Origin of the sequence: Thiorhodococcus minor (assembly GCF_010820565.1) — a bacterium.
GTDB lineage: Bacteria > Pseudomonadota > Gammaproteobacteria > Chromatiales > Chromatiaceae > Thiorhodococcus > Thiorhodococcus minor.
The window spans coordinates 26,518-38,888 of the sequence record NZ_JAAIJQ010000001.1; the positions used below are offsets into that span (position 1 = coordinate 26,518).

Consider the following 12,371-nt stretch of genomic DNA (forward strand, 5'->3'; position numbering starts at 1 on the left):
AGCGGAGTAATTGAGACCCATGCCTAAGCTGAAATCCAATCGCGGAGCCGCGAAGCGCTTTACGCGCACGGCCTCCGGAGTCAAGTGCAACGCGTCGCACAGGCGTCACATCCTCACCAAGAAGAGCACCAAGCGGAAGCGTCAGCTGCGCGCCGCCAAGATGCTCCACAAGGCGGATGTGCGGGCTGCGCTCCGCATGATCCCTTATTGCTAGTTGCCCTTGATTTGAATCCGGAGAGCTTGAATGCCTAGAGTCAAACGCGGCGTTACCGCCCATGCCCGCCACAAGAAGGTCTTGGATGAAGCCAAGGGCTATTACGGCGCCAGAAGTAAGGTCTATCGTGTCGCCAAGCAGGCCGTCATCAAGGCCGGCCAATATGCCTACCGCGACCGTCGCCAGAAGAAGCGCCAGTTCCGCGCGCTCTGGATCGCGCGTATCAACGCCGCCGCGCGTGAGAATGGTCTCTCTTACAGCCGCCTGATCGATGGCCTGAAGAAGGCCGGTGTCGAGGTCGACCGCAAGGTCCTGGCGGACATCGCCTACCACGACAGCGTGGCCTTCGCAGCGATCGCAGCGCAGGCGAAGTCGGCCCTGGCCTGATCCAGCGCCGTCCCGTCCGCGTCCGCTGACGACCGAGAGGGAAAGGCCATGGTCTTTCCCTCTTTTCGTTTGTGTCGAGCGCGGTGAGCCGAATTCCAGCCGGAAGTTTCATAGCATGGCCGAGAATAACGAGCTTGGGCTCGACTCCTTGCAGGCCGCCGCCCTAGCGGCCATCGCCGCTGCCGCCGATTTGGCCGGTCTCGATCAGGTGCGCGTGCGCTATCTGGGCAAGAGCGGCGAGCTGACCGCGCTGCTCAAGCAGCTGGGTAAGCTGCCCGCGCCCGAGCGTCCCGCGGCCGGACAGGCGATCAACCAGGCGAAGGTCGCCGTGCAGCAGGCGATCGATGCGCGCAAGTCGGCGCTCGAAGAGGCCGCGCTGGCGGAGCGTCTCGCCGCCGAACGGATCGACGTTACGCTGCCTGGACGCGGACAGCGTCCCGGCGGTCTGCATCCGGTGACCCGCGCGCTCCGACGTATCGAGCGGCTCTTTGCCAACGCCGGCTTCGCGGTGGTCGAAGGTCCCGAGGTGGAGGACGCCTACCACAACTTCGAGGCGCTCAACATCCCCGAGCACCATCCCGCCCGGGCGATGCACGACACCTTTTACTTCGACACCGATCGGCTGCTGCGCACCCATACCTCGCCGGTTCAGATCCGGGTGATGGAGGAGCAGGCGCCGCCGCTCAAGATCATCGCGCCGGGCCGCGTCTACCGCTGCGACTCCGACCTGACGCATACGCCCATGTTCCACCAGGTGGAGGGGCTTCTGGTCGACGAGCAGGTGAGCTTCGCGGACCTCAAGGGCGTGCTCTACGAGTTTCTGACCAATTTCTTCGAGCGCGACCTCAAGCTGCGCTTCCGTCCCTCGTACTTCCCCTTCACCGAGCCGTCGGCGGAGGTGGATATCCAGTGCGTCATGTGTGACGGCAGCGGCTGCCGGGTCTGCAAGCAGACCGGCTGGCTGGAGGTGCTGGGCTGCGGCATGGTCTACCCCGAGGTCTTCCGTCATGTCGGCATCGACCCGGACAAGCACCTCGGCTATGCCTTCGGCATGGGTGTGGAGCGCCTCGCCATGCTGCGCTATGGCATCGACGACATCCGACTGAACTTCGACAACGATCTGAGGTACTTGCGGCAGTTTGCTTGAGCCTGGCTGCAACCTCGGCACGGGGATGGTTTGAGCCGCAAAGGCGCGAAGGGCGCTCAGGGTTTTCGGGTGACTGGCTCTCTGCACGCTGTCGTTGGTAGCTCGGCGGTGCCGTGACCAGCCCTTCAAGCTTCCCCGATCGAAGACAACGACTTTTCAGCGGCCTCATCCATTGCGCGATGACGCGGCTAAGACATAGGAAAGCGGGACATGCGATTCAGTGAGGCGTGGCTGCGCGAGTGGGTGAGTCCACCCGTCGACACCCAGCAATTGGCCGATCAGCTCAGCATGGCGGGTCTGGAAGTAGACGCCGTCGAGCCTGCGGCGCCGGCCTTCAGTGGCGTGACCATTGGTTTGGTCCAGGGCATCGCGCCCCATCCGGACGCCGCCAAGCTGCGGATCTGCACTCTGGACGTCGGTCAGGATGAGCCGCTGCAAATCATCTGCGGCGCGGCCAATGTGGCCGAGGGGATGCGGGTACCGGTGGCGACCATCGGCGCGGTGCTGCCGGGCGACTTCAAGATCAAGAAGGCCAAGCTGCGCGGCGTCCAGTCCTTCGGCATGATCTGCTCCGCGAGCGAGCTTGGCCTGGCCGAGTCCTCCGTCGGCATCCTGCCCCTGCCCGCGGACGCGCCCATCGGTGAGGACTTCCGCGGCTGGCTCAGCCTCGATGATCACTGTATCGAGGTCGACCTGACGCCCGATCGGGGGGACTGCCTCAGCCTCGCCGGGCTTGCGCGCGAAGTTGGCGTCATCAATCGCGCGCCTGTGTCTGCACCCAGGATCGAGCCGGTCGCGCCCGCTTCGGACGCGCGTTTCGCGGTTCAGCTCCTCGCCCCCGAGGCCTGCCCGCGCTATCTCTGCCGCGTCATCCGCAACATCGATCCGAGCGCCGAGACGCCGATCTGGATGCAGGAGCGGCTGAGGCGCGGTGGCCTGCGCGCCATCAGTCCGGTCGTGGACGTCACCAACTATGTGCTGCTCGAGCTAGGGCAGCCGATGCACGGCTTCGACTTGGCGAAGCTCGCGGGCGAGATCCGCGTACGCATGGCCGAGGAGGGCGAGAAGCTGGCCCTGCTGAATGGCGAAGAGGCGAGCCTGCGCGGCGATACCCTGGTCATCGCAGACGCCGAAAAGGCCGTCGCGCTGGCCGGCATCATGGGCGGTGCCGAGAGCGCGGTCGGCGAGGGGACGCGCGACGTCCTGCTCGAAAGCGCCTTCTTCGCGCCCGTTGCCATCAGCGGTAAGGCCCGCAGCTATGGCCTGCATACCGACTCGTCTCACCGCTTCGAGCGGGGCGTCGACCCGCAGCTGCAGGCGACGGCCATGGAGCGGGCGACGCGCCTGCTGCTCGACATCGTCGGCGGCGAGCCGGGTCCGATCGTGGAGGCGACCGCCGAGGCGCACCTGCCCAAGCGCGAGCCGCTGCATCTGCGCGAGCGCCGCGTCGCCCAGATCCTCGGGCTCGAGCTGCCGACCGACACCATCACCGATATCCTCGAGCGTCTTGGCATGGGGCTGGAGCGCCTCGACGACGGCTGGCGCGTCACACCACCCAGCGCGCGCTTCGACCTCGTCATGGAAGTCGACCTCATCGCCGACATCGGCCGCATCCACGGCTACAACGCGATCCCCATAACGCATGCCAGCGCGGCCTCGGCCACCAAGGCGCCGCCGGAGACGGCCTTCGATCTCGACCGTGCGCGTCTGGCACTGGTCGATCGCGGCTTCAACGAGGTCATCACCTACAGCTTCGTCAGCCCGGAGATGCAGGCGCTGGTCGCCCCGGATGCCGAGACGCTCAAGCTCGCCAACCCCATCAGCTCGGAGCTCTCGGTCATGCGCACCAGCCTCTGGCCTGGGCTGCTGCAGGCCGCGGTCTACAACCAGTCGCGTCAGACCGAGCGCGTGCGCCTCTTCGAGTCCGGGCTGCGCTTCCGTCAATCGGGAGACGGGCTCGAGCAGACCCAAGGGCTTGGCGGCTTGATCCTCGGTGCACGGCTGCCGGAGCAGTGGGGTGCGCGGGCGGGCGGGGTCGATTTCTTCGACCTCAAGGCCGACGTGCAGGCCGTGCTCGGTCTGACAGGGGCGCTGGAGCAATTCCGCTTCGTCGCGGCGACCGATCCGGCGCTGCATCCAGGACAGACGGCCGCGATCGAGTGGGGCGGGCGCCGGGTCGGCATCATCGGCATGCTGCACCCGTCGTTGGCCAAGCAGCTCGACCTCGACGGCGATGTCTTTCTCTTCGAGCTGGAGATCGAGCCGATCGCAGAGGGTGTGCTCCCGAAGTTCGAGAAGATCTCGCGCTTCCCCAGCATCCGCCGCGACATCGCCTTGGTCGTCGACGAATCGGTCTCCTTCGACGCGGTCGCGGACTGCGTTCGGGCCGCCGCGTCCGAGCTGCTGAAAGACATCCTTCTCTTCGATGTCTACACTGGCGAGAACGTCGAGACTGGACGAAAAAGTCTGGCTTTGGGATTGATTTTACAGTCTTCTTCTCAGACACTTGAAGACAACATCATTGAAACGACGGTGGGGCGAATCGTCGACAGCCTCACCACCCAGATTGGCGCGAGATTGAGGGACTGAAGGTATGGCGTTGACCAAAGCCGAGATGGCGGAGCACCTGTTCGACCAGCTGGGCCTGAACAAGCGCGAGGCCAAAGATATCGTCGAGATGTTCTTCGAGGAGATCCGCACGGCCTTGGAGCGCGGCGAGCAGGTCAAGCTGTCGGGCTTCGGCAACTTCGATCTGCGCGAGAAGAAAGAGCGCCCGGGCCGTAATCCCAAGACGGGCGAGGAGATCCCTATCACCGCCCGCCGCGTTGTCACCTTCCGTCCTGGCCAGAAGCTCAAATCGCGGGTAGAGGCCTATGCTGGAACCCACAGATAGCGTCGAGGATGTCGGAGACGGCGATCTCCCGCCGATTCCCGGCAAGCGCTATTTCACCATCGGTGAAGTCAGCGAGCTGTGCGGCGTCAAGCCGCACGTCCTGCGCTATTGGGAGCAAGAGTTCCCCCAGCTCAAGCCCGTTAAGCGCCGGGGCAACCGGCGCTACTACCAACGTCACGACGTCCTCATGGTCCGGCAGATCCGCAGCCTGCTCTACGACCAGGGCTTCACCATCGGCGGCGCCCGCCAACAGCTCAGCGGCGAAGGCGCCAAGCACGATCTCAATCAAACCCACCAGATTCTCCGTCAGATGCGGCTAGAGCTTGAAGAGATCCTTCAAGTCCTCAGGCGTTGACACGCCTGCTACCAAACCTTATCCTTAACGGTCTTTACGGGGCGTAGCGCAGCCTGGTAGCGCACCTGAATGGGGTTCAGGTGGTCGGAGGTTCGAATCCTCTCGCCCCGACCAATAGAAACAAGCGGTTAGCTGAGAAATTGGCTAGCCGCTTTTTCTTTATACCGAATAGAGTCGTTTTGTAGTCGCGTCTGTAGTCGCGTTGGATTTTGGTCGCCTCACTGCCCTTGCAAGGTCGTGAGAACGCGCCTGCGCAGATCAAGGGGCGGTGATGTCGGCGATTGCCGGTCGATGCCCCGGAAAAGAGGCGTGCCGCAAGTGCTCGCCCGGAAGACATGAGCGATCTGCGCCTGTGCTGCAGGACGGGTGGCATTGCCTGAGGGCGCTATCCGTTGTGGCCGGGATCCATCCCATGGAAGACAGCAAACCGCCGTCCGCTACGTCCGCTCGACTCGGACCTGCCAATGCGCATCAAGCTGCAGATAGACCGGGCCATGCGCGTCGGTCGCAGCGATCGGCCCGGCGCGGCCGTGCTCGATCAGCGCGCGGATCTGCCCCTCCGTCAGCACCAGAGCGTCAATCTGCTTCCAGACCACGAAATGGCAGCCGTCACGATAGCGGTTGCAGCCGAAGCCGCGGCGACCCTCAATGATGCGTCCCTGGCCGCATTTGGGGCAAGTTGGCGGATCCTCGCGCAGGGAGGGCGCGTGACTGGAGGCAGGCTCCTGGGGTGGCGCTTCGACCCTCTTGTCCGATGCCCGTGGGGCCGCGCCCGAGCTGGCTCTGGCGTTGCGAGGCGCCGCCGAGCGTCCCTTTGCGGCGTCGCCGAAGTCCAGCATCACCTTGCCGGCCGGGTCGAGTCGCAGGGCGGCGGAGAAGGGCTTGCCGGCCTTGGAGACAAACCCCTGGATAGGATCGGTGTGTCCCTGCGCGATGAGCTGGCGGATCTGGGGCTTGGTCAGCGTGCGACCCGCCACCGTCTTCCAGATGGTGAAGCCGCAGCCGTCGCGATAGCGGCTGCAACCGAGCGCCTTGGCCGTCTCGGTGATCTCGCCCTGCCTGCAGACGGGACAGGGGCCGTCTCCCGCGCCCTTGGCGCCGCTCGCCCGTCGCGAGGTCTTCGTGGCGCTTGCGGCCTTGCCCCCGTTGCGGCGGGGCTCACCCTGTCGGGCGGCGTCGACCTGCTCCGGGCTCAGGGCTGGACCTTGGGCGATCTGGGGGACCAACTCACGCAGGAAGGTGACGATGTCGCGATCGAACTCGGCGGCCGTGCGCTCGCCCAGCTCGATCTCCTTCAGCCGCTGCTCCCACTCCGCCGTCAGCTCGGGGCTGCGCAGCGGGGCGGCGACCAGGCCGATCAAGGCCTGGCCCTTGGCGGTGGCGCGCAGCTGCTTGCGCTGCCGTTCCAGATAACCGGTGCGGATCAGCTTTTCGAGGATCTCGGCGCGGGTCGCCGGCGTGCCGAGCCCGCAGCCCGCCATCGCCGAGGCCAGCGCATCATCCTCGATCGTGCGCCCGGCGTTCTTCATGGCCGCGAGCAGACTGGCATCGTCGTAGTGACGCGGTGGCTGGGTCTCCTTCTCCCGCACCTCCAGGCGGTCCACATGCACCCTCTGACCGACCTCCAGCGGCGGCAGCGGGCCTTGGGGCTCGCCGTCATCGGCCTCCGCCTTCGCCTCGGCCGCTTTCGCCGGGCGACGCTCCTGCTCGACCCGCTTCCAGCCCGGCTCCAGCACCACTGAGCCGCGCGCCAGAAAGGTGGCGTCGCCGATGGCGATTTCGACCCGCGTCTCCTCGACGCGCTGATCGGGCAGGAAGATCGCCACGAAGCGCGCCACAACCAGATCGTAGATCCGGCGCAGGGGCGGGGGCAGCGCGGCGGACGGCGCCGTCCCGGTGGGCAGGATGGCGTGGTGATCCGTCAGCTTGGTGCGGTCGACGTAGGCCTTGTTGAGCCGGTGCCCGCCCTCCAGGCGCTGCAGGGCCTCGGGGGCGAGCGGATGCTGCAGCTGCTTCAGGATGCCAGGGAGCTGCGGCAGCATATCCTCGGAGATGTGCCGGCTCTCGGTGCGCGGATAACTGATGAGCTTGTGGGTCTCGTAGAGCGCCTGGGCGTGCTCGAGCACCTGTGCGGCGGTGAAGCCGAAGCGGCGATTGGCGTCGCGTTGGAGATTGGTCAGATCATAGAGCGGGGGCGGGCGGTGGTGGCGGACCTTCTTCTCCACCTTGCTCACCGTCCCGGTCTGGTGCGGGCTGAGTTCGCGCTGCAGACGCTCGGCCGTCTCTTTACGGTCGATCCGGGTCGTGCCGTCTTGCAGATAGAGGGCGACGAAGCCCTCCGTCAGATGCGCGACCAGCTCATAGAAGAACGCCTTGGTGAAGTGGGCGATCTCGGTGTCGCGCGCCACGATCATGGCTAGCGTCGGCGTCTGCACCCGGCCGATGGTGCAGAGCACCCGGTTGTGCACCGTGTAGGCGCGGGTCAGATTCATGCCGACCAGCCAGTCCGCCTGGGCGCGGGCACGCGCGGCATCGGCCAGCGGGTTGAAGGCATGGCCGGGCTTGAGCGCCCGGAAGCCAGCGCGGATCGCCTCGTCGGTCAGGCTCGAGATCCACAGCCGCTCGAACGGCTTCTTGCAGCGGGCATGCTCATAGATCAGCCGGAAGATGTGCTCGCCCTCGCGCCCGGCGTCCGTCGCGCAGATGAGGCGCTCGGTCTCCGGGGCGGTGATCAACGCCTTGACGATCTTGAACTGCTTCGCGGTCTGCTGGCCGATGCGCAGCTTCCAGCGCTCCGGGATCATCGGCAGCGGCTCGGCCGACCAGCGCCCGGCCCAGGCCTCTCCGTACTCGTCCGGCTCGGCGAGATGGACCAGATGGCCGAGCGCCCAGGTCACGCGGTAGCCGTTGCCTTCCAAATACCCCTCACCCCTGCGCCCGGCACCGAGCACCCGCGCGAGGTCACGAGCGACGCTGGGCTTTTCGGCGAGGACGACGGTGGTCATGGCGAGCGCTCATCAGGATGCCCGCGCCAATGGCTTCTGAGCCTACTCCTGATCGGCATGATCTCGCTCCATCCACTCTTGCACGGCCGCAATCAAGGCATCGGTCGAGTTCAGCACCGCATCGACCCGCTCGGTATCGAAGGGCGCAAACCGATTGAGGATACGCAGGCGTGGGCGCGGTCCCAGACTGCCGCGACCCGCCCGCACGTTGGACAGCGTGTTGCGGGCGACGCCAAGAAACTCAGCCAGTTCGGCATCCGTGCGGAACCCGCAGGCATCCTGCACCAGATCGAGCAGCTCACCCTCGACATCCAGGTCGCGGGTGATGCGCTGTCGCGAACGAACCTGGCGTTGCGCCAAGGCGTGGCTCGTGCGGCGGATGCGCGCGCTTAAGTTGTCCGGCAGGAGACTCTCCAGCCACTGGCGGCTGTGCAGAAAGCCAATATGGTCGAGGATCTTCAGCCGCTGCACGATCCCCAGACGCGCTTTGCCATGGCGCACGCTATGAATGGTCGTGCGCGTGATGCCGAGGAACGCCGCGACCTGGGCATCGGAGCCCAGGTCGAATCCTGTCTTCAGGACATCGAGCAGCTCGGCGTCACGGTGAAGGGTGTCGGTTGGCATTGCTTTTTTCATTGCGGATGTTATGGTAGCAAATCATGACATTCGGCGGTTGATGGTTGCACGCTGTCGCGACCGTTAGCTTACCACTGAGCGTTAGGGTCAAAAACGAAAACACTCACATGCACACCCCAGCTACCCCCCGTCGCTATCTGCGCGAACGTGCGCTCGCGGAGCATCTTTCGGTCCACCGCTCGACGCTGCGCCGGTGGGTGGCGCGCGGCCTGATGCCCGCGCCTATTCGCCTGGGTCTGCGCACCGTCGTGTGGGATGCCGAGGAGATCGAGCATTGGCAGGCCGCCCGCGCGGCCGCTCCGCGGGGGCAGCCGGAGTGAGGAGCGACGCCCGATAAAGGAACGCCCCGCCGAACATCAGCGGGGCGTCTCGGACACCGTCGGCTGGCGCCGAGCAGGGCGCTAGCCACGAAGCTCCAACCGTGACCAAGGGTTGAGCACCGGCAGATCCCCGTGTAGCGCACCGGGCCGACGTGCGTCGCCTTGGGGGCAAGCCCTTGCCAACCCCCGTCACGGTTGGTCTCACGCCTTCCTGTGAGACGGATCGATGACCTTGACCTCCCACTCCTCTGAGCCAACGCCCCGTGCCGGGCAGGGTGCTGACGTCATGGCGGCCGGTGTGGCCTTCCAGCGGCCCTGCGCGCAGACTCTAGCGCTCCGCGCCGATCCCTCGGATCCGGTCCTAGACGTCGCCTTTGTCCGCGCGGCCAATCAGCCGATCGCGCGTGCAGGGCGACTGCGCTGGTCGGTGTTGGCGCGGCGGCTCGCGACCGTCCAGATTGGCCCCAAAGACGGACCTGCTTGGCTGCCGGCCGCGATCGCGCCCGGACCGCGCAACGCCCAGCGCGTCGCAGCGATCTCCGCCCTGGTCCTGGACATTGAGGCCCGCACCCGCCTCGACGGCACGACCGGCGTCAAGACGGTCATCGGACCCGAGCCGCCAAGCCTCGAGAGCCTGGCCGCCGAGCTGGAGCTGCATGGCTGGCGGGCCATGCTGCAGACCTCCTATTCCCATCTCGATGCGACCATCCAGCCGAGCGATCAGCCCCATCCACGCTATCACGTGGTGCTGGCCTTGAGTCGCCCGCTCACCCGCGCGGAGCTACGCCCGCTCGGCCTGCATGTCGCGATGCTTCTGGGGCTCAGCGCCTGCCTGGATACCCAGTGCCTGGAGCCGGCGAGGCTCTACTATCTGCCGCGCTGTCCGCCGCAGCGGCAGGCCGACTTTCGCCATCACCTTCTGGCGGGGGAGCTGCTGCCGGTCGATTCCCTCCTCGCGCAGGCCCGGCAGATCACGGCCGCCTGTGCTCAGGTCGGGCACACCGATCCGGGGCCTCAGACGCGCAGTGTCATTGATGCGTTCAATGCCGCCCATCCCCTCGCTGAGTTGCTGCATCAGTACGGCTATCTTCCAAAGGGGGCCGCGCGCTGGCTGCATCCGGCGAGCACCTCGGGGGTGCCCGGTGTCCGGCTGCTGCCGGACACCACGCCGGAGCGCGTCTATTCGTCGCACGCCCAGGATCCGCTCAACACCGGTCAGGCCCACGACGCTTTCAGTGTCTATTGCCTCCTGGCGCATCAGGGCGACATGACTGCCGCCGTACGCGCGGCGGCGAGGGCGCTGGGGCTGGCAGCGAGGCCGAACTCGGCGGTATCTGCCACCGCGCGCCCCGCACCAACGGGGCCATCGACGTGTGCGTCGGGGGAGGGTGATCCAGGACTCGACAAGGCGGCGCTGCGGCGCCGTGCCCAGCAGCGGCTCGCGCCCGACCTCAGCCTGGGCGTCGAGTACCCCATCGACGCCCTCGGACCCTTAGCCGACACCTGTCGCGCCTTGGTCGCCGGGCTGCAGGTGCGTCCCGCGCTGGCCGGACAGTCGCTGCTTGGGACCGCCGCCTTGCTGACTCAATCGATCGCTAATGTCCGCACCCTGGAGGCGGTCAAGCCGCTCTCGCTCTATCTCCTGACGATCGGCGAGTCGGGTGACGGCAAGTCGGCCGTCGACAGCGTTGCCCAGGCGGCGATTCAGGCCCGCCAGCGCAGTGAGACCCGGGCCTATCGCGCCGAACTCGAGGCGATGGCTCAGTCGACGTCGAGCGATTCACCGACCACCCCGCCGCGCGAGCCCTACCGCATCGCCCGCGACGGCACCGTTGAGGGGTTGCGCCGCAGCTTCCTGCAGGGGGTGCCCTCACAAGGCGTCTTCACCGCCGAGGCTGCCGCGCTGCTCGCCGGCTACGGCATGAGCCGTGACAACCGCGCCAAGACCGCCGCGACCTTCAACAGCCTCTGGGACGACGGCGAGGTCTCGGTCGCGCGCGGCACCGCGGGCCGCATCCAGCTCTACGACCGGCGGCTCTCGCTGCACTGGATGCTGCAGCCCGAGGCCGCCCAGGACACCTTGCTCGATCCGCTGCTCGCGGGCATTGGCTTCTGGCCGCGCTTCCTGCTCGCCTGGCCGGAGCCGGCGCTGCCGCGTCGCGCCCAGCACTGGCGGGCCGATCAGGACCCGGTGGTCGGGGACTATTGGCGTGCCTGCAACCGGCTGCTGGATCAGCCGCTCGGCGAGGATTGCGGCGGACTCTCGGTCCTCGAGCCGACCCAAGAAGCGCTGACCTTGGCCGGGGCCTTCTTCGAGCGCATGGAGCAGCTCGCCAAGGGAAGCGGCGCCAAGCTGCGCGACATCAAGTCCTTCGCCGTGCGCCTCACTGAGCAGGCCTTCCGCATCGCCGCGGTGCTGACGGTCTTTGGTCAGCGTCAGGCGACTCGCCTCGAGGTCGAGCCCCTGCGCCAAGGCATGGCGCTGGCCAGCTACGCCCTGGAGACCTGGCGCGGGGTGTTCGGCGAGCGCGATGTTCAGGACGCCCGCGAGGGTGCCCTGAAGCTCTACAGCTGGCTGCTTGAGCAGCCGAGCGCGCGCGCCCATGAGCGCGCCATGCTGCGGATCGGCCCCAAGGCACTGCGCAGCGAAACCCGGCGCGATACCGCGCTCGCCACCCTGGAGCAGGCGCGGCTGGTCTACCGCGACGGTTCTCAGTGGGGTGTGATCATACGCCCGGATGAGGAGGAGGGTGGCGCATGAACGTCCTCGACCTTGTCGCCGATTTGTTGACACCCGCCCTGGAAGAGGCCGCTCAGGCGTCCTCCAACCGGGGCGACAGGGGCGACAAGGGCGACAACGCTTCTGTTTCAAGGTCTTGCGCTTCACTCCAAGGGGGCGACACGGGGGCGACAAGGGGCGACATCGCCACCAAGGACGGCTCAATGTCGCCCTGTGTCGCCCCTCTGTCGCACCCCACAACAAAGGCGCAAGCGCTTGTTTCGAGGGGAATGTCGCCCTTGTCGCCCCTGTCGCCCAGCCCAGATTCACCATCGAGTGAGATGAATCGTGAATCGTGTACAAACGCGCCGATGGGCGGATGCGGGGCTTCGACGCTAACACCACCTGAAAAACGGGCTTTAACCGGAGGACGGTTTGCGACAGGCGGGGTGACCGAGCCGCTCGATCCTTGGGCGCAGAGCGATGAACGGGCCACTCGGAGTGCGCGTGATCAGACGGGACCATCGGCGTCGGAGCCTCCAGCGACAGCATCGCCGTCTGGAGAACAGGCGGCAGGGCGCCGGCGTGCGTCCGACTCGGAGCACCTCAGCGATCGTGACGACACCCGCTATCGGCTCTGGGATGTGATCAAACCCGATGGGCAGTGTCAGTCGGTGTCGCTGACTCCGCCCGCG

General features: G+C 66.7%; 10 protein-coding genes and 1 tRNA gene. 9 read left to right on the forward strand and 2 right to left on the reverse strand.

Annotated elements, in window-relative coordinates:
* Positions 1-19: 19 nt before the first annotated feature.
* The 7 genes from rpmI (at position 20) to G3446_RS00110 (ending at position 5,110) form a co-directional block, all read left to right on the forward strand.
* Positions 20-214: a 50S ribosomal protein L35 gene (rpmI, locus tag G3446_RS00080; RefSeq protein WP_164450356.1), complete on the forward strand. Its 195-nt coding sequence runs from the start codon at positions 20-22 to the stop codon at positions 212-214.
* A gap of 30 nt (positions 215-244) precedes the next feature.
* Positions 245-601 carry a 50S ribosomal protein L20 gene (gene rplT, locus G3446_RS00085; RefSeq protein WP_164450357.1) on the forward strand — a complete coding sequence of 119 codons (357 nt, stop codon included), beginning with the start codon at positions 245-247 and terminating at the stop codon, positions 599-601.
* Positions 602-716: 115 nt separating this feature from the next.
* On the forward strand, positions 717-1,748 hold the full coding sequence (gene pheS, locus G3446_RS00090; RefSeq protein ID WP_164450358.1) for a phenylalanine--tRNA ligase subunit alpha: 1,032 nt from the start codon (positions 717-719) through the stop codon (positions 1,746-1,748).
* A 210-nt stretch (positions 1,749-1,958) separates the two neighbouring features.
* Entirely contained in the window at positions 1,959-4,337 is a 2,379-nt protein-coding gene (gene pheT, locus G3446_RS00095) for a phenylalanine--tRNA ligase subunit beta (protein ID WP_164450359.1), read from the forward strand.
* Positions 4,338-4,341: 4 nt separating this feature from the next.
* Positions 4,342-4,641 (forward strand): integration host factor subunit alpha, encoded by a 300-nt coding sequence (gene ihfA / locus G3446_RS00100; RefSeq protein WP_164450360.1) that lies wholly within the window; start codon positions 4,342-4,344, stop codon positions 4,639-4,641.
* Positions 4,622-4,996, forward strand: coding sequence for a MerR family transcriptional regulator (locus G3446_RS00105; RefSeq protein ID WP_164450361.1), 375 nt, complete (start codon positions 4,622-4,624; stop codon positions 4,994-4,996). Before ihfA ends, G3446_RS00105 begins: the two co-directional genes overlap by 20 nt.
* Before the next feature lie 37 nt (positions 4,997-5,033).
* Positions 5,034-5,110, forward strand: a tRNA-Pro gene (locus G3446_RS00110).
* A 323-nt stretch (positions 5,111-5,433) separates the two neighbouring features.
* Here the strand turns inward: G3446_RS00110 and G3446_RS00115 are convergent.
* Positions 5,434-8,001: a DNA topoisomerase 3 gene (locus G3446_RS00115; protein ID WP_164450362.1), complete on the reverse strand. Its 2,568-nt coding sequence runs from the start codon at positions 7,999-8,001 to the stop codon at positions 5,434-5,436.
* Between the two features lie 42 nt (positions 8,002-8,043).
* Positions 8,044-8,625, reverse strand: a complete 582-nt coding sequence (locus G3446_RS00120) for a bacteriophage CI repressor (RefSeq protein WP_164450363.1) — start codon at positions 8,623-8,625, stop codon at positions 8,044-8,046.
* 119 nt (positions 8,626-8,744) lie between these two features.
* Between G3446_RS00120 and G3446_RS00125 the strand changes: the two genes are divergently transcribed.
* Together G3446_RS00125 and G3446_RS00130 are read left to right on the forward strand one after the other, a co-directional pair.
* A complete protein-coding gene (locus G3446_RS00125; protein ID WP_164450364.1) occupies positions 8,745-8,957 on the forward strand; it encodes a helix-turn-helix transcriptional regulator in 213 nt (70 codons plus the stop codon).
* A gap of 226 nt (positions 8,958-9,183) precedes the next feature.
* Positions 9,184-11,718: a DUF3987 domain-containing protein gene (locus tag G3446_RS00130; RefSeq protein WP_164450365.1), complete on the forward strand. Its 2,535-nt coding sequence runs from the start codon at positions 9,184-9,186 to the stop codon at positions 11,716-11,718.
* The last annotated feature ends 653 nt before the right edge of the window (positions 11,719-12,371 follow it).

Bases quoted from the DNA above. Each gene is read 5' to 3' on its own strand.
- rpmI (WP_164450356.1), top strand. From the start codon at position 20: ATGCCTAAGCTGAAATCCAATCGCGGAGCCGCGAAGCGCTTTACGCGC.
- rplT (WP_164450357.1), top strand. From the start codon at position 245: ATGCCTAGAGTCAAACGCGGCGTTACCGCCCATGCCCGCCACAAGAAG.
- pheS (WP_164450358.1), top strand. From the start codon at position 717: ATGGCCGAGAATAACGAGCTTGGGCTCGACTCCTTGCAGGCCGCCGCC.
- pheT (WP_164450359.1), top strand. From the start codon at position 1,959: ATGCGATTCAGTGAGGCGTGGCTGCGCGAGTGGGTGAGTCCACCCGTC.
- ihfA (WP_164450360.1), top strand. From the start codon at position 4,342: ATGGCGTTGACCAAAGCCGAGATGGCGGAGCACCTGTTCGACCAGCTG.
- G3446_RS00105 (WP_164450361.1), top strand. From the start codon at position 4,622: ATGCTGGAACCCACAGATAGCGTCGAGGATGTCGGAGACGGCGATCTC.
- G3446_RS00115 (WP_164450362.1), bottom strand. From the start codon at position 8,001: ATGACCACCGTCGTCCTCGCCGAAAAGCCCAGCGTCGCTCGTGACCTC.
- G3446_RS00120 (WP_164450363.1), bottom strand. From the start codon at position 8,625: ATGCCAACCGACACCCTTCACCGTGACGCCGAGCTGCTCGATGTCCTG.
- G3446_RS00125 (WP_164450364.1), top strand. From the start codon at position 8,745: ATGCACACCCCAGCTACCCCCCGTCGCTATCTGCGCGAACGTGCGCTC.
- G3446_RS00130 (WP_164450365.1), top strand. From the start codon at position 9,184: ATGACCTTGACCTCCCACTCCTCTGAGCCAACGCCCCGTGCCGGGCAG.